Genomic DNA, 22,262 nt, shown 5'->3' with positions numbered 1-22,262 from the left:
TTTTGGCGATATTATAAATCTACCAATAGAAAAAAGTAGTGGATAGGTACTCCGAAAAGGGGATTTTCAATGTAAGAAAATTTTTCGAGCTTATGGAATATTCCAACCTCAAGTTCAAGTCAAAAATAACCTGTATATTTAGCTGAAATTAAGTTTAACCAACGCATACGTTTCCGAATACGGTTTTAACAAAATATAGGGGCAAATAGGCCTTTTTAGGCGATTTTTTCGAACTCATAACCCGAAGGTCGCTGGTTCGAGTCCAGTCCCCGCTACGAATCTTAAAGCACTCAAGAACAACGGTTTAGTTTTCGCTAGACCGTTTTTTTATGCCCGATTTTAAAGATCTTTTTACCTTTGAGAGCGAAAATGAATACGAAAGTGCATACGATTTGGCAAAAGAGCGAAATTTTTCACGGCCCAAGATATACTCCGGCAAGGGCGACCTGAAAAAGCGTTGGTACGTCTATTTTTCCTTTCGCGATCCCAAAACGGGAAAGATGAAGCGTCAGACCCCCTTCTACGGAATCGCCAATAAGTTCAAGACAAAGGAGGATAGGCTGTCCGTTCTGGTGACCTACAGAAAGGTGCTGCTAAGGTTGTTGAAAGAGGGATACGATCCCTATGGCGACAATACGGAACTGCACGACCGTTTGAAGGCCAAAAGCAAACCGGACAAAGACCAGGATATTAAAAGTGTAACCCAAAGTACCCCGGACCAAACTTCCGACGGGCCGAAAATGTCCGTTCAAGAGGCCTTTGATTTTGCGATCGGACAAAAACAGAAGATCCTGAGCCCTACTACCAAAAGGGGCTACGAAAACAAAATAAAGAACTTCCTGAAATGGACGGAGGCCAACCGTCCCGATCTCGTAAATATCACGGACCTTGACAAGAAAACGGTCACAACGTTCCTCAACGATGTCCTGTCGAGAACGAGTGCTCGCAACAGGAACAATTTCAGGACGGACCTCAGTAGTGTCCTACAGGTCTTGGTGGACAACGATATCATCGCACAGAACTTCATCAAAAAGATACCGGTCCTAAAATCGGTGCCGAAGCGGCACAAAAGGTATTCCCGGGAGACCCAGGAAAAGATATTCGTACATTTGAAAGCGGAGGATCCTCTATTGCTTTTGTACATAAAATTCATTTCATATAATTTTTTGCGCCCTATCGAGGTATGCCGTCTTAAGGTCAAGGATATTGACCTGAAAGGCCGAACGGTCCGGTTCAAGGACAAGAACGACCATTGGAAGACAAAGATTATACCGGACATCCTGTGGACGGGCCTGCCCGACATTGAAACCTTGGAAAAGGAATACGTGCTCTTCACACCGGACAAGATTGGAGGCAAATGGGAAACGGCCATAGGGAACCGGAGGGACTATTTTACCAAGCGGTTCAAAAGGGTAGTAAAGGACCATTTCGGTCTGGGTACGGATTATACCCTCTACAGTTTTCGGCATACCTTTATCACCAAATTGTACAGGGCGTTGGAAAAGGGATCCTCCCCCTTCGAGGCCAAGAGCAAGTTGATGCTCATAACCGGGCATTCTTCCATGACCTCATTGGAAAAGTACCTGCGCGATATCGATGCCATGCTGCCCGAGGATTATTCGACCATGTTAAGGGATACGGATGGATAAGACGGAACTTTCCAAATTTTACAGAGGATTGCTTCCCGTGCTTTGGGAAGAGCTCTTCTTCTATATTCCCGATAATAAAAAGGTAAACGAATTTTTAAAGGGCCATGAGGGGTTCGATTACCAAAAATACCGTGGCCGGATCCTGGTACTCGACCGTTATGAGGGACCGGTCGTTTACGAGGAGGGCAGGAACAATGGCAGGGCGCTATTGAAGGGGGCCTCGTTAAAGGACAATATACATCAACTGCTCAAGAAAAAGGCCGATTCCGATGCCATGGGGTTCGATTACGCACTGACCTTGTACCTCGAACAGGTAGAATGCCTGTTTTACATCTGTAATTGGTTGGAACAAAATCTCGACCAAGTACATGATCCTTTGAACGATACCGTCAAGGGATTGTTCCGAATGCAATACGACCACTTTAAGGCTCATCTCGAGACATTGTTACAATACTTCTACCCAGAAAAGGACGGTCTACCAAAAGGCAATTTTGACCTGAAGAAAGTAATTGCGGTCAATTTTCCGGACCTGTCCAAAAAATACACTAAGACGGAACCACGGATAGGAAAGCTCCAAACACCTGACAAAAAAGAAGCATCCCCCCTGCCCCGAAAGAAGGCAAAAAAACCACCTTTGATTACGGAAATTGAGGCAGAGACCGCCCTTTTTAAACGGATTTTCAAAATAGATTGACGTTGATAAAAAATAAATTATGCGTAAATTAAACGTTCATTTGACGTATAATCATGAAAAAAAAGGAAATCTGTTCGTACTGTGGCGATGAATACCTTCCGACACGAAGAGGGGCGCAAAAGTTTTGCAGTAATTCGTGCCGCAGCCTAAACTGGAGAAAGAAGAAAGGGATTGGGCAATTGATCAAGGATGTTCCGGGCCCTAAAAGCGAAGTGCCGCAAAATAACAAAATACCAAACCCGCCGGAAAGGATGTCCTTGGCAGGGGTCGGCAATGCTGCTACGGGCGTGGCCGTGGCGGAGGTCGCCAAAAGACTGTTGACCGCCGAGGAGAACAGGCCTGCGACCAAAAAGGATATCCAGGAACTCAAGGCTTTGCTCAAATCAAGGTATTTGTTGATAAGGAACCTTAAAAGGGATAACATGGGACGAAATCCCTATTATGATGTGCTGACAGGTAATTTGGTCTATTTATAATAAAATTAATTTAGCTGCAAAAAGTTCAGGTGGGACCACTTAAACAATCCGTAACTAATTCAAATAGAACATGTTACGGATTTTTTATTTTTAAAAGGGACAACATAGGGGTCAACATATATTCTCGGAATCGCCTGTAATTTCATAATATTAAAATTTGTTTAGTTATCCTCGTCATTCTTTAAAATGAAGAACCGGATTCATTCTAAACCCCTTATGACTACCTAAAAATTTTTGCAGCTCAAGAATGACGCAAACCCAGAGTCGATCTATCCATCTTTTCTTGACGCAATCATCATGTGCGGACTGAAAGATAAAAGATTCATGTCGTTCTCGGTAATCTCTATCAGTTCCAGAAGTGTCCTTTTACTCTTTTCTCCCGACATATTGGAGAAATAATCCTTGTCCAACCAGGCCATGCCTTCAACGGCATGGATGTTCAGGCATTTGAGGCCCTGACCTTCGAACTCTTCTTTCAGTTCTTCCGGCCGATGATAGTAAGCTTCCACAAGAAGCCACGGGAAATCATCGGGCGGATTGTGGAAGCCCGTGGTCAGTTCCTCCGTGCACATCTTAAAAAATGCTTCGCGATGTATGAGCCCCTGTAACAGTCCCACCAAGGTAGACGCCGTATAATTAATGGAAAATCCCAATACGATTCCTCCCGGCCTGATCACCCTTTTGGCCTCGGCTATGGCCTTCTCCCTATCCTCTTTGTTCTGTAAATGGTACAGAGGGCCGTGGAGGATTACCAAATCGGCCAAATTATCCGGATAATCGAGGTTACGGGCCTCGCCCAACCGAGCATGAAACTTATTTTTAAGGGCACCCGCCCTTCGTTTTGCCAATTCAATGTGTTTGGGTACAGGATCCACCAAAGAGACACTATGGCCTTTTCTCGCAAGCCATTCGGAATATTTGCCCGGTCCGCCACCGACATCAACTATTTTGGCCGAAGAAGGTGTAAGATATTTTTCAATGAGAGTCTTTATCCTGGCGAACTCGAAGACCCCCATACCTTTGTCAAGTCTTGTTTCTTCCGAAGCCCTTGTATAAAAAAATTCTATTTGTTTGCTTATCAATCGTTTTTTGCCCATTTCATTACAGGAATTACCTTTTCGGCAGAATAATAGCTCGATTCTGCGAAAAGAGGCCGTGTTGAACATCGACCTTTTTTGATGTATACTAAATGATGTGATTTATAAAAAAACGAACATAGTTATCCCGTCACAATGGATTGTGGGTAACCCATTGTTATGTTCGCCCCGTTTAGAGGAGTATCTTCCGAGAAGACAAAAATTGTATTTGAAGATCAGTAAACAGGCTCTAAAAGTAGGAAATAAGATGAATAACTGAAAAGATCATCAGCTTATCCTTTTAGGACAACGGTATTATGCCGCAATGTAAAGCGCTCAATCCCCTTTCTTATGCTTGTGCGGCTTTAACGATGGTGTATTGCTGGGGGTGCTCTTGTTATCCCGTTGTCGTCTGTCCGGTTTTCCTGTCGATTTGGCTATTCTTTTTGGACCAGGTTTAATTCCCATACTTTTTAATTTATTGGTTTAACAATTATTTGAAATTTATGGGGTATGGACAAATAGATAGCTCCTATTCTTAACTACGGTTTCCTGAAATCTTTACTGCACGAGCCAGTTCCTTACGCCCCCATGATGTGAACAAGCCCCTCTTCCTGTAGCATATGACCGCGTACCATCCCTACAGATTGCGCCTACTCTTCTCCTATATACCTTGGTTTGAGTCCTAGGTCGAGGTGTGGTGGAAAAAGAGTTTGTCGTTCGCCTTATATTAACCTTGGATACATTTTTGGATATAACACGCTCTGGATTTGTTCCTGAATGTTTTGTATCGGCTATTTCATTATTCCGGTTGTTGGATCTTAGCCTATCAGTGCTGTTCGTTTTTTTATTCTTTGTTTTATTGTAAAAAGTAACTTCGGATACGTCCACAGCGTTGCCCGTTTCTAACTCCGAGATCATAAAATCAAGATCTGCCAGGGTATCTTGATATGCACGAATCATTTTCTGGATAGTTGTCCTTTGGCTCTCCAGAGCAGAAATATTTGGCGATTGGGAATGACCAAGGTTTGCACCGATTGCAACCATCAAAAATATGGCCCTTACTAGTTTTAACATTATCTTACATTATAATCAGTAAATCCTGATTTAAGAAAACTGTAAATCTTCAACCAAAAGTGGACTGAACTTGGTCTAAAGATAAGTGATGGTTTTGTTATCTTCAAGGCTATAGCCTTGAAGATGGATTCATTAACCATTTAAATCACTTAAAATGACAAGTAAGAACACGGGATCAATCGTAAAGGACATCAAGAGAAAAATAAGGCGGAAGTTCTCCGCCGAGGAAAAAATCAGTATCGTACTGGAAGGGCTCAAAGGCGAAGAATCGGAATCCTGCATCTGCAGGCCAGAGCTCCCAGCTCAAGGAAACTGTGGCCGAGCTTCTGTTCCGGAACCGTGTGCTCAAAAAAGTACGAATGGCTTAGGGTAAAATGGAGGAAGCACATGCGATTTGCCAAACAGAAGATACCGCTAGTCCCAGAACAACCTGACCCCGTCATATGTATATTTTGGGAGGGAGAAAGAATTTTGAAACAAAGAGAATTGATTAAAAAGAAAACAATGCTCAAAAGGAGAAAGCGCATCAAAAACAAATATTGAAACTATAACTTAATTTTGGGCAGGGTCCGTCAACATTCGTTCGAAGACTTACAAAGCGGGTATCCATGGGCTTATTTGTAAAATTTAACGACGTGGATATAAATGGGATGAGATTGATTATTAGCTTTACACACTATGTTGGTTCGATCGAGAAATAAAAAGATGTTTTTTATGAAAGGGCTGCTCTTTATTTTTGTGGTTCTGGGATGTTCCAAAGAAAATAGGGAGAATGTTGAACTCGGCTATTTGTTCCAATTACATTCAGCTGAATCGACAGGGATCGATTTTTCCAATATACTGTATCCCAGTACCAAGTTGAATGTTATCAGTTTTGAATATTTTTACAATGGTGCGGGGGTGGCTGTCGGCGACATCAATAATGACGGGCTGACCGATATTTATTTTTCGGGTAATATGGTTTCTGGCAAACTGTATCTGAACAAAGGAGATTTTAAGTTTGAAGATATAACCATCTCTTCTGGAATCGAAGACCATGGAAAATGGGGTACGGGGGTTTCAATGGTCGATATCAATGCCGACGGTCTAATGGATTTATATCTTTGCTTTTCAGGACCCTATGGCGCTGTACAACGAAAGAACATGTTGTATATCAATAATGGGGACCTTACTTTTTCCGAAAAAGCCGCCGACTATGGACTGGATGATGATGCACATACCACCCAGGCCGCTTTTTTTGATTTTGACCGTGATGGCGATCTCGATGCCTATTTGCTCAACAATATGACCGATCGCACGGGTCCGAATGTCATACGGCCCAAACGTAACCAGGGCCAAATGATCAATACCGACAAGCTTTATCGCAACGATGATGGGTTTTTTGTCGATGTATCGGCACAGGCCGGAATCCTAAAGGAAGGCTATGGCCTCGGACTTGCCATCGGAGATTACGACCAAGATGGTTGGCCCGATGTTTATGTTTCCAACGACTATCTTTCCAACGACTTGTTGTATCATAACAATGGCGATGGAACTTTTACCGATGTGGCACCGGTTTTATTTAAGCATACCAGTTATTCGTCCATGGGATGTGATATATCCGATTATAACAACGATGGCCTATTGGATATCATAGCGTTGGATATGTTGCCGCCCGATCAAAAAAGGCGGGCCGAAATGATCGGATCTATTAATCATAATCGGTTTCGATCGGAACTTGAGAATGGCTACTTTCCCCAATTTATGAGAAATTCCTTGCAAAAGAACCTTGGCCGTTTAGACCAAAAACAGATTCCCTTCAGTGAAATCGGACATTTTGCCGGAATCGAAAGTACCGACTGGAGTTGGAGCCCCCTTTTTGCGGATGTCGATAATGATGGATTAAAAGATCTACTAATCACCAACGGATATCCTAGGGATATCACCAATATGGATTTTGTTTCCTATAAAGCTAACAAGGTACTCAAAGGCTCTTCCTTTAACGATGCCCTTTTGGCGGAACTCGCTCAAGAATTGGAGAATATAGATGGGGCTTATCTACCCAATTTTGCCTACAAGAATAAAGGAGACCTTACCTTCGAGAATGTATCGGGTTCCTGGGGGTTCGTTCAGAACAGCTTTTCGCATGGTGCCGCCGTGGCCGACCTCGACAATGATGGCGATCTCGATTACATTGTAAACAATTCCTATGACAAGGCATTCGTCTATGAGAACACCTTGCGACGCTTACAAAAGAATAATTACCTAAGGATCAAACTGAACCATAAATCTCCGAACAACAATGGCTTTGGCGCTAAAATTACACTCTTTCAACAAGAAAGGGTGCAATACCAGGAAATGTACCCGGTACGAGGGTTTCAATCTTCCGTGGAACCAATCGTGCATTTCGGCTTGGGCGGTGACCCTGTCGATTCGCTGCAGGTTCAATGGCCCGATGGAACACGGCAAACGGTCTTGCACCCTGATACCGACCAATTGCTGAAAATGGATTATCATCCCAACCATAAACCAACAAAAGTACCACAATGTGAGAACGGCGAAACTGTTTTTTATGCGACCGACCTGGTTAAGTACAAACATAAGGATGCTTATTATTGTGATTTTGACCAATTGCCGATCCTTTCTCACGGCTATTCCCAAAAAGGTCCTGATATCAGTGTTGGCGATGTAGACAACAATGGTCTGGATGATTTCTTTATCGGGGGAGCGAAGAACGAACCAGGTATGCTCTTTATCCAAAAAAGAGAAGGTGGTTTTGAGGGAAAAAAACTACCATCGGGGCGTGAAAGTGAAGATTTGGGATCGACCTTTTTTGATGCTGACGGGGATGGCGACCTGGATTTGTATGTTACAAGCGGGAGCGCCGAATACCCCGAAGGTTCCCACCGTTACCAAGATCGCCTATACCTCAATGACGGACATGGGGTTTTTGCTGACCGTACCGATCTTTTGCCTTCAATGATCAATAGCACATCTTCTGTAGCCGCTGCGGATTATGACCAGGATGGCGATATGGATCTTTTTGTGGGGGGGTACGTTGAACCCGAACATTATGGTATTTCAAGGAGTTATGTTTTGGAGAACCGATCAGGAACCTTTGTAGATGTCACCGATGAGGTGTCACCCGGATTGAAACGCCTAGGGATTATCGCTGATGCACACTGGGCCGACATGGATGATGATGGATTTCCCGATTTATGGATCTGTGGTGAATGGCTGCCCCTTACCCTTTTAAAAAACGAACAAGGACATCATTTGAACGATGCCACCAATGAAATATTATTGGGCGATACGGTAGGATGGTGGAATAAAATGGCCCTTGCGGATCTTGACGGGGATGATGATCTCGATCTGGTCGTCGGCAACCTAGGGCTCAATACCCCGTACCGTTCCGATCGGGAACATCCTTTTTCGCTCCATATGTCCGATTTTGATCAAAATGGTGTCCAAGATTTTTTAATCTCCCATAATCTACAGGGTAAGCAGGTCCCTCTTAATTTTAGGAACGACTTTTTGGGCTCGCTACAACCTTTTAAAAGAAGGTTTCAGGATTACAAAAGCTTTGCTGGTTCCAGATGGGAGGATATCATTCCGAACGAAACGGGTGCTCAAAGAATCGACATCAATACTTTTGCCACTTCATGGATAGAGAACATCGATGGTACGTATAAAGTGCACCCACTGCCCAGCGAAGCCCAATGGGCGCCTATTAACGGCATTTTGGTTTTTGATTTTGATCAAGACGGGATAATGGATATTCTATTGTCTGGAAACTCTACCGCTCAAACCCCTTTTGTTGGCTATCTGGATGCCTTTAATGGGTTGTTGCTCTGCGGTAAAGGGAACAATGGCTTTGTTGCCCGATCCGTGCAGGAATCTGGTTTTTATATGGACGGTGAAGGTAGGGATCTTGATCTCATAGAAACAGGTTCTGGAAAACCAAGTGTTCTGGCCGCTCAAAATAATGGCCCATTGCTCGTTTTCTCTTTCTCTAAAGCCACAGAGCAACCTTAGGCATCACTTCTCATTAACCGTGTTTTTTCTGGGATCTTTAAAGGGGATAAGATTTTCTTTTGGCGGTTGTGTTCGCGAATAATAACGAATTTCATAGCGCTTTTGATTGTTTCCCGAGAAAAGGGGACTTTTATCTTTTCTCAAGATCATTCGCTCTTTTGTGAGCCCCAACACTTTAAACTCGGAAATTTTGTCTCCTTGTGTCGCTTTGAGTAGCAGGGTATCGCTATGCTCTTTTATCGAATAATGGTAACTTTGAAAAGAGCCATATTTTATTTCCTGCATAATTCCGTCTTTATCATAGACGTAAGTGGCCCAATCGGCACCTTCTTCTTTTTGTGTATAAGTAAAGCCATTATAATAGGTGTAAGTGGAATCTATTTTCCAGGCACCTATCAAATTACGTTGTTTGGGATATTTTTTGCAAGACCCAAACAAAATGAAAGCACCCAATATCATCAGATTAAGGGGCAAGGATGGGACCTGTTTTTTATAGAATTTCATATGAAATATTATAAGTGGCTAATTTATCCAAAAATCATTCAATATATTAATTCAGAGCTTGCCCATTAGCGCTGCTACGTAGCTCAAAATTGCTTTAATCTAGGCACAAGACCATTAATTTTCGCTTCAATTCAAAAAGTTTAAACCACTTCATTTAAAATATGTTGCTAAATAAAAGGGGCAACTACAATGGTTGCCCCTTTTATTCTTAAAATCTTGGAAAGTTGTCTTAAATGGATCTTATGATCAATATCCTTCATTTTGTTCGATTACGCCGTTTGATAGATCAATTTCACGTTGAGGGACGGCAAAATAGTAGTGCTTTGGCTTCATAAAGGTACGGGAGGGTTTAAATTGGCCCCTGTCGATTTGGAAATGTGCCACTAAGTCTATGATTCCCGCCTTGTCCCAACGTTTCAGGTCAGCAAAACGCTGGTTTTCGCCGGCCAGTTCAACGCGACGTTCGTGGATCAGATCATCCATATCGGCTCCTGAAATGGCCGCGCCCTCACCCAAGGCCCTGGTTCGTACCGCATTCAGTTCGGTATCTCCGGCACCGGCACCATCCCTTCGGATCTTGGCCTCGGCCACCAACAAGTAGACATCGGCAGAGCGCAAGATAGGAATGTTCTGGTCGCCGTTGAGGCCTCCCGATTCACGCCATGAGGCGAATTTTCTAAAATGGTAGCCCGTGCTCGATAAGTCAGCGGTATATTCTTGAACACCGTCGTCGCCCCCGATATCCACCATGTCACCAGGTTTAAAGATGGAAGCATCCAAGCGGGGATCGTCGGTCTCGTACTCGTCGACCAGATCTTGGATGGGCTCATGGAAATCCCACCCGCCCCATGGCCTTGGAGTGGTATAGATCATATAGTCTTGGGTTTTCCAATTGTCTAGCGATTGAACGGCGAACAGTACCTCGGGGTTGTTCTCGGTGGCAATAGTAAAATTGTCCGCAAAACTTTCCGCAAGAGGATAAGGGCCGTTGAGCACCTTTTCTCCATAGGTTATGGCATTATCAAAATCATCCACATATAGGTAAAATTTGGCCAAGAAACCGTTGACCGTCCCACTGGTAGGGCGACCGACATCGACTCCCGAATAGTTGGCCGGTAATAAATCGGCCGCCATTAGCCAATCGGCTTCAATGGCCGCTTGAAACTCTGCCACGGTCGGTTTTGGTTGGTTGAATTCATTGTTGATATAGTTCTCCTCTGTAATAATGGGCAAGGATCCATAAATGACATGCTGTCTCCAGCGCGCAAATCCACGCATAAAATATGCCTCGCCCAAAACCTGGTTTTTCAAATTCTGATCCATTTCTATATCGGGCACATTGATCAAAATGGCATGGGCCCGGTTAATGATCTCATATTTAAATTTGTAGCTGTGGCGAAGTTGGGAGTTGTCGGCATCAAAAGTAAAATCTTCAATGGCCTGGTCCTCGCCGTGGTCACCGGCCCGGTAAAAATCATCAGAACAGATTTCAAAGGTCTGCTCACTGTGGCCATAGAATTCCTCATCGATCATGGGTTCGTACAAGGCATTGGCCGCTGACACGGCGTCGTCACCATTTCTCCAAAACTGCGCGGAGGTCGCTTGTCCGTTGGGTGTCGTATCCAAATAATCATCGGAACATGCCGCAAAGACCAGCAGCGATATGGACAAAAGAAATATAGACTTTTTCATTTTTTGAAAATTTTGTTTTTTAGGTTAGAATTTGATGGTTGTACCTAAGGTAAAAGTTCTGGCCTGGGGGTATCGGGCATAGTCCACGTTCTTCTGTAGGTTACCGTCGATATAACCCATTTCGGGATCCATACCTGAATAGTCGGTAACGGTGAACACATTTTGTCCCGTAACATAGATTCTACATTTTGCTATTCCGATGGAGTTGAGCACCTCATTGGGTAGCGAATATCCAAGCGAAAGGTTCTTCAACCTGAAAAAGCTCCCGTTTTCCACAAAAAGATCTGAGGTCCTATGGTTCAGGTTATTCCTATTGGTCGACATCCTCGGAATACTGTTACTGGTGCCCCCACCATGCCAACGGTCCAATGCTTCGGCATACATATTGAAAGGATAAGTAGGATCTAGACCCTGCATACGATCGGCGTTATAGATGTCTACGCCGGCTTCTCCGAGGAAAAACAGGTTAAAGTCGAAATTCTTATAGCCCAGACTAACATTGAGTCCATAGTTCACATCGGGAATGGGGTCACCGATGATCTCCCTGTCGTCACTATCGATCTGACCATCTCCGTTCAAATCTACAAAGCGTACATCGCCAGGCTGTATTAAGCCATTGGCTCTTCTTTCGTCACTGGCAATGTTCGGGTCGTTGTCGATCTCTGTTGTATTTTGGTAAAGACCGTCGGTTCTCCACCCATAGAACGTACCAATGGAACTGCCTTCGAGAGTTCTGCTGATCTCTTGATTGGGCCTGCCATAAAACTGGCTCTGTAGAAAGCCGGTATCACCCAGATCAAGTACCTCGTTGTTGATAAAGGATGCGTTGGCCGAAAGGTTTAGGTTAAAATCACCGAATGAATTGTTATAGCCGACCTCGAATTCAAGACCATTGTTCCTTACGGCACCTATATTCTGATCCGGTATTGTGGCGGTTCCTAAAGAGGCCAATGAGGCAGGTGCCAATAACATGTCTTTGGTATCTTTGATAAAATAGCCCAATTTAGCGGTTATCTTATAGTCCAACATACCGAGTTCTAGGCCTATATCGGTCATTTCGGAAGTTTCCCAACCAATGTTCAAGTTGGGAATTCTCGAAAGGCTGGCCCCTGTGACCTGCTCTCCTCCCAGCGAATACCTGCGGTTTGTATTGATCAAGGCCAAGTATTGAAAAGGGTCAACATTCTGGTTTCCTAAATGACCCCAACTACCGGTCAGCTTTAAGTTATCGATAAGCGAACTTTCAAACCAAGGCTCTTGGGAAATTCTCCAACCGGCGGAAAAGGCCGGAAAATTTCCCCAACGGTTCTCTTGTGAAAAACGGGAACTGCCATCCCTTCTGAAAACGGCCGAGAACAGGTACCTTCCCAAATAATCGTAATTGAGCCTTCCGAAAAAAGAGGCCAGTTTGATTGTTTCTCTATTGCCGTCGATACCTAGCAAGGTTTCCCCCGAATTAAACACACGTTGCGCTTCGTCCTCATTAGAGAAATTACCTTTTGAAGCAAAGAACCAATCGGTTTTAAAGGATTGTGTGGTATAGCCACCGACAAATTTAAAATTATGGTTTTCGGCAAAGGTCTTTTGATAAGTGAAATAGTATTCGCTGAGCAATGAATACGATTCTTCATATCTTCTTCCTAATGAGTTGACCGAGTTTTGCCGGATTTGATCGGTCACTTGAATTCCAAATCCATAATCGTCTTTAACGATGCCGTCCACTGCAAAATTGGCCCTGAACTTCAACCCTTCCAAAATGTTGAGCTCCGTAAATATGTTCCCCAGCAAACGGGTGGTAGTATTTTCGCTGTCATTGGTATCGACTGTGAAAATGGGATTATTGATGTCACCAAATTCAGTACTGACCTGGGAAGAACTGTAGCTGCCATCATCATTTATGACGGGTAGGGCAGGGTTAAAACGTATTGCCGACCAAAGTATGCCGCTTTGGGCGGAATTTGTATTCAAAAAATTGCCGTTCCTACGCGTCAACTGCATATTTTCACCAAAAGTGAGCCATTTGGTCAATTTATGGTCGGAATTGATCCTGAAATTGATCCTCCTATAATAGGAGCTCTTCATCATACCGTCTTCTTTGAAGTAACCACCAGATATGGAATACGCCGATTTCTCGGATCCACCCGTAATACTAAAGTCGATATTGTTGGTCATTCCTGTTCCCAACAGTTCATCTTGCCAGTTGGTACGCTGCACTGCATAGTAGGGGTCATCCCAGATGGGATCGCCAGCAATGCCATCGTTTGTGTAGCGTTCCTTCTTTAGGGCAACAAGATCAGGAGCCTCTAAGACCTCCAAAAGTTTTATGGCATTGGAAAACCCCGTGTAGGCATTTAAAGTGACCGATAATTTTTGGTTGTGTCGCCCTTTTTTGGTCGTTACCAGAACCACACCATTGGCAGCGCGCAGTCCGTAAATGGCGGATGTGGAAGCATCTTTAAGCACCTCAACTGATTCGATATCGTTGGGATTGATGTCATCGATACTTCCTGCAGGAACCCCATCAATGACCACCAATGGATCGGAATTGTTTACCGTTCCCGTACCTCTTATCCTAATTTTTCCTTCTTGCCCAGGTGCGCCACCGTTCCGTATCACGTTTACGCCTGCTGCCCGGCCTTGTAGCGCTTGTGACACCCCCGGTACAGGAACATTTTCAATGGCTTCGCCACTTACGGATGCCACAGATCCCGTAATCTTGGTTTTTTCTTGGGTACCATAACCCACGACCACCACATCTTCCAACTGGGTGGCATCGGTCTGCATCTCAATTTTTATGAAGGATCGATCACCAACGGTAATCTCCTGTGTCTTGAATCCTATATAGGATATGATCAATACGGCTTCGCTATTGGGAACGTCGATAGTAAAGTTGCCATCGAAATCGGCCGTGACCCCATTTGTCGTTCCTTTCAATTGAACGGAGGCCCCTGATAAGGGTAGACCACTGTCGTCAAAGATTTGACCTGTTATGGTTCTTTCTTGGAATTCATGGCCATTTTCATGATAAAAGGCCATGCCATGGCCTTTTATCATTGGCGCCAATGACAAGAACAGCAGCATGGCCATCTTATACCCAATGCCTTGTACTCTTTGTTTCATCATACTTACGTTTGGTTGCAATCAGTTAGAAATAAGTCAAAATCAATATTAAATTTCACATCTTGAAGGAACAGATCGATCAATTGAACCATTCGGTTCCTCTAAGAGGGGGACAAATAACCACAATAATGTAATATTAACGTATTATACGTGTCAATATACCGTTATGTTGTCAAATATAGTTTCAAATATGAAAAATTAAAACAAATAATAACTACTTGGGCAGATTTTAATTTTGTCATTGTAGGTGTTTTACAATTTTCTTGAGTATTTATCATGTTAGATATAAATCATAGCATCGTTCAATGTGGCAGACATGTGGCAACAATGCCACAATTCCCTTAAAATGGCGACCGATTTAATGGGGATAGAGCGCCCCCATCTTTTAAAACAAATGGCCCTGGGGTATGGTTCAGGGATGACACTACTAGGGTAATTGTCATGACCTCTTGTGGGTAATCAGAATTTACATATGATCGTTCCATTGTATGTAATGGCACCCTATTTCTATCGTTTATTTGAACTTTTTAATTTGTTGAGTCATCCTTTGTGAAGCTTGTATTAGATTCACCATCCGGGGTTATATCCAGAGATTTTCCTTTGACAAACAATATACCACTTCCATAGTTTTCAAAATCTAACTCTAATTCATTGAAGCTCTTCCAATTGCTGAATTCAATTTCACAGAAACCATTATCACTTTTATCCCATTTTCCTGTGTCAGTAATAATTTTGTCACCTTTACTATAATAGTGTAAAAATGAACCATCCTTATTTAGTTTCAAATAATTTGTGGCAATTGGATCATTGTTACAAACATATTTTCCAGTAACCTCTTCAGGGCATTCACTTAAATCCAAACAACCTTGGTTCAATACAAGAATAGTTAGGCACCAAAAAAGGGCTACTGACCTTTTCATCCTTTTTTTAAACTTTTATAATGGCCTTTAAATAAAATGAGATTTTTAGAAATGAAATATTCATTAGTTATGCGGATATTGATTGTTCGATTTTCCAGCATAGAAATCCGATAACACCGCTTACTCGTTTAGTTACCCAATATTATTTTATCAGGCTTCTGATTTGATCCATGGTCGTTTCATCATATCCTCTCCATTTGTTCAATAGAGTTCCATCTTTGTTGAAAAGGAAATAAGTTGGTGTGCCATGGACTCCATATGTTGTAAAAGCATCGCCATATCGTCCTTCAGCGCTCCATAGACTTGTCCAGTCCTTTTCTTTCGACCTGTAATCCTCAAGCCAGTCCTCCTTGTTCCTGTCGACGCTAAAAGTTATGACATCCAATCTATTCCTTTCCGATTCCTCCAACTTTTTTATCTCGGGCAATGCCTTGGTACACCAGCTACAATAAGGGGAATAGAATTCCAGTAGAACATAGTCTTTTTTATCAAAAAAATCGGAAAACTTGACGGTCCCCCCAAGTTGATTCTCCGCGCTGAAGTCGTAAAACCTATCATTTTTTTCTAAGGGCCCGCTTTGTTGATATGCCTTAAGCACTCTGACGTACTTTGTGCCTTTCAGGTCGTCGCTTAGTTTATTGATCTGCTCGTTTATAAAAGTTCGGGACAGCACGGTCTTGTTCAATACCAACTGATAAAGTGCATAGTACGAATCGGTATTTTGTTCTATGAAGTCCTTGGTCTCCATCAAGGTTTGTTCGTCCAGTTCCGTTATAAGGCCGTTTTCGCCCCAAAATGCTGTTTGGAGGCTATCGTTCCACTTGCCTTCCTGACGTAGCGAGAACATTTCCTGTAGTCTTTGGTTTCTTTTCTTTTCCAGTGGATTTATTCTTTCGTCGAATCTTGATTTGAAGTTATGGAAGGATGAGCCTGTGAGCTTAAGGCCATATCGAAATTCGGTACTGTCGGCTTCTACCGACACCTTCTCGTTACCGATGAAAATTGTGGAATAGGCACCAAATTTTCCTTTATCCGGGACTACCGAGAGAATCAAGTTGTTCGGTGGTTCTTCCAGGTGGCCCTTCAGCCTAAAAGAGTTTTCCGTCAACCTAGTGGAATCAAGTATTTTTCCGCTTGTCGCGTCGGAGACCGTAACCTTGGAATTGTTGGAAAATCCGGTCACATTCGCGGAAATTTCAAATCCGGTTGATTCTTTTGCACAGGAGTTTAGGACTGCAAAAACACCCAAAAATGATATTAGAGAAAATATGTTCTTCATTATATTGGGTAACTAATGGATGAACAAACCGGTACGTACACTTCTTGGGGGCAATACCATTTTAATCATTTATTTGAACTTTTCTTCTAATATTTTCCAAAGTGCATCATGTGTTTCAGGGGAAATATGGGCAGAGCTATGTGGAACCGAGCCAAACTTGTATTTATCAAACAGGGTTCCTAAGCGAACATAAGACCTTCTCTTTGAACCTTCGGGCAAATGCCCAATTTCTCTATAATCTTTAAGCTCCTCATTGTTCATGTGCCTGGGTCTTCCCAACATAATTAGGTAGGGTGGGTTTATGTACTCCACATATTCCCTGAACAAGGGAAGTGCGTCGCGCCAATCTTGGTAACTTAAAAATCTCTCATTTGGAGTTCTAAAAAAGCATTGGTTACTGTAATTAACTTCATCAAAGGAACATCCAAAATATTTAATCAGATAGCTGTTTACATGTGACTTAAACTTCCATGTATTTGTATCAATAGTCTCTGGATATGTTTTTTGCGCCTTGTGACCTTCGTAGTTTGGGTTATTACTTACTCCCCAATTCAATCCAAAGATGATCGGTTTATCCCTGAGTATCGGTCCATTACAAATCGAATAGAACCAGTTTTTGTCTTTATTTTTTTTATAAACTTCACTTTGGTGAAATACCGTTTCTGTCTTTTCTTGTAAAATTTTAAAAAATTGTTTTTCAGTCATAGTTTAATTGAAATTTCAAATAAATTACTTACCATTGATAATGCTCAAAAATAGATTTCTGAATCTCTTCTATCAGTTCCCATCCATTGTCGCCATTCGTCATGATAATAACTGCCCTGCCTTTGTAGGCAAAAGCTACCAAATTATTCGTAAATCCTTTATTTTTACCTCCATGGCCAAATTTTAAAGCATCCCCTTCGCCATCCAAAGAAACTCCTAATCCCCAATTGTTCTGATGTTTGGTCAGCACTGATTCAACCATTTTTTTGGCAAGTACGCCTTGCTTTTTTCCAGATAGTATCTCCTGAATTTCAATACAGTATTTTGCTAAATCCGTGGGAGTTGTCCATAGCCCTGCAGCTGCCTGTTCGGGATAGTTGTGCCAAAGGCCTTCTACAACATCCCCCTTGTGGTTGTAGGCGGCACTTGCCGAGCTATGCCAAACTTCTGGCAATGGCTGCGCATATGTGCTATTGTCCATGCCCATGGGCTTTAGAACATACTTTTCCATATATTCCTCTAAGGGTAGACCCGAAACGTCTTCGACTATTTTTTCCATGACCGTATACCCACCACCTGAATATCTCCAATTACTACCGGGAACCGCATCTATTGTAATGGAATCGGTATTTCCTTTTCCGTTCAAAACCGTTTCTATGGTCGGGAAAGAGTCTTTTTGCGTATAGCCCGGAAAACCATGGACCGTTGCTCCCGCGGTATGGGTAAGTAATCCTTCGAGAGTGACTTTTTCGGTCGCAGTAAAGTTATTTTCTTTGATTTTCCAATTCTTTAGATAGTCATTTACATCTGAATTCAATTCGACTTTTCCTTCACTTGCAAGTTGCAAGGCCGCTATTGCGGCAATTGGCTTACTAATGGAACCTGCCTGGAACAGTGTATTTTCATCAACTTCATAACCATTCTTCGTATTTGCAATGCCATAGCCTTTGGCCCAATCTAATTGACCATTAGCTACAACGGCAATGCTCACACCAGGAACATTATAGTACTTCATTCGTTGCAAAATATCGGTCTCATCGAGAGGTAATGAAGATTCAACTTCCGTTTCGAACGAATGATAGTTTATTTTCTTATCTTTCCTACAGGACAGTATTATGAAAAAACAAGCTAACAGTATAACAAGTCTTGTATTTAGAAGGTTCATCGTCCGTAAATTTTGAATGTTTAAATTCGAAGGTATTAATTATCGGTTTTTAAAACTTTTTCATGTTTACCAGTACCTAAGGGTTCAGCTTCTGGAAAATCGTAAGGCACTTCTACTTGCCTTTCGGGAAGAAGGCCTCCCCCAATCGATTCAATCCTTGTGCCTGCATCAGAGTCAGAATCACAACTCTGAAGAAACCAAATTACAATGAAAATGACCAATAGGTTGTTTAGGCCAATCTTTTTCTTCACGCGCACTATTCAATCCTATAATTGAACTTTGCTTTACCAGATAAATACTGTCAATATTTAATTCGACCACCATCCTTTGCTTACATTAAATCTGTGTCTGTTTCTGGCATAATCAGAGACCTGTTTAATTTCATCATATGGTAGAATAAGAGGGTCAAGTATTTTAAATCCGATTTTCAAACCTTTAATTTCTTTCAGTATACTTATGCGGTCATGAATACTTAAATATCTTGGATACCAGGAATTGTTAGGTTTATATTTTCTTTTTTGAGGATGTTTCTTTTCCAACAGTTCAGCTTTATACTTTTTGAACTCCGGAAAATCTTTACCATATAATTCATAGCCTAATTCAAAAATATCTTCCTTTAAATTTATGTAAAAATCGTTTAGCCAGTTTTTTCCAACCGTGTTTAATAATACTTCCTCAGATGTATAATTTGCAAGACGAAATACTAATTTCCAGTAATATTTGTCATTTTTCTTGTATTCCAGAATTTCATTTAAATACTCAATATTTTTTTCATCAAGGTTATAACCATAGTGAATAGAATTAGATTTCACAGTTAAAAACAAATTGGCCCATGTTAAGGATGAATCCTCTTTATGATAAAAGTAGAATTCTTTTTTTTGTATTGATTTGAACGTATCAGTAACAATGCCTTTTGCACTTTCAAATAATGGAGCATCATTAATTTTTAGGTCTAGAGTGTGATTAGTATGTTCGAACCAACTAAAAATATATACTGCTATATTAATTGTTAAATCGTAATTGTTAATTAATCTTTTGATTCCGATACCAAGTTGTGGGACATCATGCTTATTTAGTTCAATGATTTTTCTCTTGTCGGATTTAAACATTGAATTTCTAAAGGGCCTTAATAAACTAATTTCCAATATTTGTTGATTTGGGTTTTTAATTACAATTTCTCTCAATTTTCCTGTGTCATTAACAATTAATTGACCGATTAAAAAATCTTGCATCGATGGATGATAAAAACTAATTTCCTGAATTTTATCGGTCTTAAGCACTTTTAGCATACTGTCCTCAAGTTCATCAATTTCTATCCTAGAATCTAAAATTTGATTCATCCCTAAATCGGAACAAATAGTTGCGAACTTTGTAATAATTGAACTTTCATCGTTTTTAGGCGAACATAATACTGCTAAAAGTGCTGCTTGTTTTATCTCATTTAGTTTTGAAAAGACAACTGACAAATACGCATCTGGTTTTTCAATATGCTTACGAAGCAACTCTAACTGTTCATTGTTATTTTCCGTATCAATATTTGCAAAAAAAGCTCTAATCGTTTCAGGTGAGAAGTTTTTATGGCTGGTGAGTTCTTTTTCCCTTCCTCTTATTTGAGTTTTATCGAACTCTGAAATATTTGAGGTTTCCGTATACCTATGCAGAATAGATAATTTTTCTTGTGCAGAATAGTTGTGCGATTCTACAATAATTTTTTCCAATAATCTCTTTGCTTCTTCATTTCCGAAATTTATAAAAGCGCGAAAAATGTATTCTCTACTCGTAAATAGGAAAAGATGGGAACTATCAGCTAAATTGAAAATTCTTTCAAGTTTTTGAAACCAGTCTTCTGCTCTGTATGATAACGAATGCTTACCAAAAGCATCATCGCATATAAAAACTTGTTTCCTTTCAATTTCATATGCTTTTTCAATTTCGTCAGCGTTGTCGATAAGAATTGGTTGAAATCCCTTAAAAACACTATAATTTAAAGCCAGAATTTCGGCGTTGAATGTTTTACCACTTTTTGGTGGTCCAGATAGAATTATTGCGGGATAAATATTAAGCTTGTCAAACGCTTTCTGAAAAAAATTGGTATAAACGAATTTTTCTCTATGCTTTTCAATATTATTTAACCAAGCTCTTTTTCTTGTTTCTAGATTATAATTTGTGGCTTCCCTTATTAAAACTGCAAAATTTGGATGACTTATAATATTGGGATAGGACCATTTTAGCTCATTACTATAATCGATACAGGATTCTATTTGGCGATAACCAATAATTGAGAAGTTATGACACCGAATATCCATCTTGGATATGAATTCATGAAAAGTATTATTAAGAAGGTCAAATAAAGTTCCATCTATAGTTTTGTTAGTTACTAAAATATAGTTGTCATATTCTAATTTGTTTTTAACAAATACTTTATCCAACTCCCGTTTTAAGTCCGATGTAAGTGCGGTTGGTATGTTATTATCTTTTGACTTATGCTTTGCTTGAAAAATCCATTTCCCTGCCCAATCATTTTTAAAGTCCTTAGAACGACCATCGTAGACGAAATCTCTTCCTTTATCACTTCCCCCTTCAATAAACTGTGTATCAGGTGATACCAAAATTTGTACTACCTTGAAGGCTAAAACTTCAAACTCCTGCCAATGTAGTTCGTCTAGGTTATACTTCATTATCAAGTGTTCACTCTTTTGATTTTGGAAAAACTATTTACGACAGGCCTGATAAAAACATTCATATTTTCTTCGATTTTTCGAAATGTTTCTTGCACAATGCACTTTCCGTATCCTGTGCCTTGTCCCAAAACAACTTTCCGCATTGATTGCAGTTCCTTCTGCCCTGGTGCGACAGGTACTTATAGAGTGTTCGCTTCGAGCCGATATCGATAAGTTTCATGATTTCCTCTATGCTCAGTTTGTTGTCACGATAATATTTTTCCGCTAGTATGGCCTTATGTTGGGCTTTTTTGCTCAGACCTGGTTGGCGGCCTAGCCTTACGCCCCTTCTTCGGGAGCTTTCGAGACCGGCCCGTGTTCTTTCAATAATGATATCACGCTCAAGTTGGGCAATCGAGGCAAAAAAATTGAAAAGGAACCGACCATGCGGAGAAGAGGTATCTATAAAGTTCTCCTGTATGCTCTTAAAGTGGACTCCTCTTTTCTCAAAATCCTCGATTAGCTTGACCAAATGGGAAAGACTTCTCGCAATGCGGTCCATCTTCCAGACCACAACGGTATCACCCTCCCTTAATTTCGAGAGCATTTCATCCAGACCTTTGCGCTCACTTTTTGCACCGGAGGAGACATCCGCGTAGATATTTTTCGGTTTTATGCCTTCTTTCAAAAATGCATCGACCTGAAGATCTTGCTTTTGAGATTTGGTGCTCACCCTTGCATAGCCAAATGTCATTTCGGTGTATTTAGACGTATGTAAGGTAAACTATTAAAGTGTACGGGAATAGTAAACTTGTTAGAAATAATGAAAAGGTTTGAAAACTACAGTTTACAAAAACGGTCAAATAAGTAAACCCATTTACTCCTATAAAACGTGAATTAACGTAACCACTATAAAACGAACACATTTGGGCCTTTACTATAAAAATCATGGCATCAAAAAAGGCCCCTTAATTAGACATTTTTATAGTATTTTCAGTTCGAGCAAATAGTTTAGAAAATAAAAAGCACTGCCATTTATGGAAGTGCTCTGGTTATATTTTACATTACAATTGCATAACGGGCAACTGTCATCTAATCAAAGGTATTTTATATTTTCAATCTCATGAAAAGCTCATGGGTGTTGTTGTCCAGGCCATTGATCGGGTTTTGGACGGAGGTCTCGTAGGCATAGCCGATGTTGAGCCCCCCGCTTATGTTGAACAGGAACAGC

General features: G+C 41.2%; 17 protein-coding genes. 5 read left to right on the top strand and 12 right to left on the bottom strand.

Annotated features, from left to right (window positions below):
- Positions 1–329: 329 nt before the first annotated feature.
- From F2B13_RS19390 to F2B13_RS19380, 3 genes are read left to right on the top strand one after another with little or no spacing between them, the layout of a single operon-like run.
- Complete coding sequence (locus tag F2B13_RS19390; RefSeq protein WP_149277660.1) at positions 330–1,649, top strand: tyrosine-type recombinase/integrase; 1,320 nt, start codon at positions 330–332, stop codon at positions 1,647–1,649.
- Positions 1,642–2,343, top strand: coding sequence for a hypothetical protein (locus F2B13_RS19385; protein ID WP_149304894.1), 702 nt, complete (start codon positions 1,642–1,644; stop codon positions 2,341–2,343). Before F2B13_RS19390 ends, F2B13_RS19385 begins: the two co-directional genes overlap by 8 nt.
- A gap of 53 nt (positions 2,344–2,396) precedes the next feature.
- Entirely contained in the window at positions 2,397–2,819 is a 423-nt protein-coding gene (locus tag F2B13_RS19380; RefSeq protein ID WP_149277662.1) for a hypothetical protein, read from the top strand.
- 269 nt (positions 2,820–3,088) lie between these two features.
- Here the strand turns inward: F2B13_RS19380 and F2B13_RS19375 are convergent, their stop codons facing one another.
- Together F2B13_RS19375 and F2B13_RS19370 are read right to left on the bottom strand one after the other, a co-directional pair.
- The gene (locus F2B13_RS19375; protein ID WP_232623087.1) at positions 3,089–3,985 is read right to left on the bottom strand and encodes a class I SAM-dependent methyltransferase; all 897 of its coding nucleotides are present in this window, start codon (positions 3,983–3,985) and stop codon (positions 3,089–3,091) included.
- Between the two features lie 471 nt (positions 3,986–4,456).
- Entirely contained in the window at positions 4,457–4,858 is a 402-nt protein-coding gene (locus F2B13_RS19370) for a DUF3761 domain-containing protein (protein ID WP_149304893.1), read from the bottom strand.
- 268 nt (positions 4,859–5,126) lie between these two features.
- On the opposite strand from F2B13_RS19370, the gene F2B13_RS19365 reads away from it, so the two are divergent.
- On the top strand, positions 5,127–5,345 hold the full coding sequence (locus F2B13_RS19365; RefSeq protein WP_149277663.1) for a hypothetical protein: 219 nt from the start codon (positions 5,127–5,129) through the stop codon (positions 5,343–5,345).
- Positions 5,346–5,686: 341 nt separating this feature from the next.
- Positions 5,687–8,986 carry a VCBS repeat-containing protein gene (locus tag F2B13_RS19360; protein ID WP_232625272.1) on the top strand — a complete coding sequence of 1,100 codons (3,300 nt, stop codon included), beginning with the start codon at positions 5,687–5,689 and terminating at the stop codon, positions 8,984–8,986.
- A 3-nt stretch (positions 8,987–8,989) separates the two neighbouring features.
- Here F2B13_RS19360 and F2B13_RS19355 read toward each other — a convergent pair whose 3' ends face one another.
- From F2B13_RS19355 to F2B13_RS19310, 10 genes are all read right to left on the bottom strand, one after another.
- On the bottom strand, positions 8,990–9,490 hold the full coding sequence (locus F2B13_RS19355) for a hypothetical protein (protein ID WP_149304891.1): 501 nt from the start codon (positions 9,488–9,490) through the stop codon (positions 8,990–8,992).
- Between the two features lie 246 nt (positions 9,491–9,736).
- Complete coding sequence (locus tag F2B13_RS19350; RefSeq protein WP_149304890.1) at positions 9,737–11,182, bottom strand: RagB/SusD family nutrient uptake outer membrane protein; 1,446 nt, start codon at positions 11,180–11,182, stop codon at positions 9,737–9,739.
- Between the two features lie 24 nt (positions 11,183–11,206).
- Positions 11,207–14,305: a SusC/RagA family TonB-linked outer membrane protein gene (locus F2B13_RS19345; RefSeq protein ID WP_149304889.1), complete on the bottom strand. Its 3,099-nt coding sequence runs from the start codon at positions 14,303–14,305 to the stop codon at positions 11,207–11,209.
- 524 nt (positions 14,306–14,829) lie between these two features.
- Positions 14,830–15,162 carry a hypothetical protein gene (locus F2B13_RS19340; RefSeq protein WP_149304888.1) on the bottom strand — a complete coding sequence of 111 codons (333 nt, stop codon included), beginning with the start codon at positions 15,160–15,162 and terminating at the stop codon, positions 14,830–14,832.
- A gap of 202 nt (positions 15,163–15,364) precedes the next feature.
- Complete coding sequence (locus F2B13_RS19335; RefSeq protein ID WP_149304887.1) at positions 15,365–16,501, bottom strand: TlpA disulfide reductase family protein; 1,137 nt, start codon at positions 16,499–16,501, stop codon at positions 15,365–15,367.
- Between the two features lie 69 nt (positions 16,502–16,570).
- Complete coding sequence (locus F2B13_RS19330) at positions 16,571–17,206, bottom strand: hypothetical protein (RefSeq protein ID WP_149277670.1); 636 nt, start codon at positions 17,204–17,206, stop codon at positions 16,571–16,573.
- Between the two features lie 28 nt (positions 17,207–17,234).
- A complete protein-coding gene (locus F2B13_RS19325) occupies positions 17,235–18,371 on the bottom strand; it encodes a serine hydrolase domain-containing protein (protein ID WP_149277671.1) in 1,137 nt (378 codons plus the stop codon).
- 35 nt (positions 18,372–18,406) lie between these two features.
- The gene (locus F2B13_RS19320; protein ID WP_149277672.1) at positions 18,407–18,622 is read right to left on the bottom strand and encodes a hypothetical protein; all 216 of its coding nucleotides are present in this window, start codon (positions 18,620–18,622) and stop codon (positions 18,407–18,409) included.
- A 57-nt stretch (positions 18,623–18,679) separates the two neighbouring features.
- Positions 18,680–21,049, bottom strand: coding sequence for an nSTAND3 domain-containing NTPase (locus F2B13_RS19315; RefSeq protein WP_149277673.1), 2,370 nt, complete (start codon positions 21,047–21,049; stop codon positions 18,680–18,682).
- Between the two features lie 61 nt (positions 21,050–21,110).
- A complete protein-coding gene (locus F2B13_RS19310; protein WP_149277674.1) occupies positions 21,111–21,785 on the bottom strand; it encodes a recombinase family protein in 675 nt (224 codons plus the stop codon).
- Positions 21,786–22,262 lie beyond the last annotated feature (477 nt).

Source organism: Pareuzebyella sediminis, assembly GCF_008367235.1.
Lineage (GTDB): Bacteria > Bacteroidota > Bacteroidia > Flavobacteriales > Flavobacteriaceae > Pareuzebyella > Pareuzebyella sediminis.
This window is presented reverse-complemented; position numbering and strand designations above follow the sequence as displayed.

Coding starts and splice junctions, on each gene's coding strand:
- F2B13_RS19390 (WP_149277660.1), top strand. CDS start 330: ATGCCCGATTTTAAAGATCTTTTTACCTTTGAGAGCGAAAATGAATAC.
- F2B13_RS19385 (WP_149304894.1), top strand. CDS start 1,642: ATGGATAAGACGGAACTTTCCAAATTTTACAGAGGATTGCTTCCCGTG.
- F2B13_RS19380 (WP_149277662.1), top strand. CDS start 2,397: ATGAAAAAAAAGGAAATCTGTTCGTACTGTGGCGATGAATACCTTCCG.
- F2B13_RS19375 (WP_232623087.1), bottom strand. CDS start 3,985: ATGTTCAACACGGCCTCTTTTCGCAGAATCGAGCTATTATTCTGCCGA.
- F2B13_RS19370 (WP_149304893.1), bottom strand. CDS start 4,858: ATGATTCGTGCATATCAAGATACCCTGGCAGATCTTGATTTTATGATC.
- F2B13_RS19365 (WP_149277663.1), top strand. CDS start 5,127: ATGACAAGTAAGAACACGGGATCAATCGTAAAGGACATCAAGAGAAAA.
- F2B13_RS19360 (WP_232625272.1), top strand. CDS start 5,687: ATGAAAGGGCTGCTCTTTATTTTTGTGGTTCTGGGATGTTCCAAAGAA.
- F2B13_RS19355 (WP_149304891.1), bottom strand. CDS start 9,490: ATGAAATTCTATAAAAAACAGGTCCCATCCTTGCCCCTTAATCTGATG.
- F2B13_RS19350 (WP_149304890.1), bottom strand. CDS start 11,182: ATGAAAAAGTCTATATTTCTTTTGTCCATATCGCTGCTGGTCTTTGCG.
- F2B13_RS19345 (WP_149304889.1), bottom strand. CDS start 14,305: ATGATGAAACAAAGAGTACAAGGCATTGGGTATAAGATGGCCATGCTG.
- F2B13_RS19335 (WP_149304887.1), bottom strand. CDS start 16,501: ATGAAGAACATATTTTCTCTAATATCATTTTTGGGTGTTTTTGCAGTC.
- F2B13_RS19330 (WP_149277670.1), bottom strand. CDS start 17,206: ATGACTGAAAAACAATTTTTTAAAATTTTACAAGAAAAGACAGAAACG.
- F2B13_RS19325 (WP_149277671.1), bottom strand. CDS start 18,371: ATGAACCTTCTAAATACAAGACTTGTTATACTGTTAGCTTGTTTTTTC.
- F2B13_RS19315 (WP_149277673.1), bottom strand. CDS start 21,049: ATGAAGTATAACCTAGACGAACTACATTGGCAGGAGTTTGAAGTTTTA.
- F2B13_RS19310 (WP_149277674.1), bottom strand. CDS start 21,785: ATGACATTTGGCTATGCAAGGGTGAGCACCAAATCTCAAAAGCAAGAT.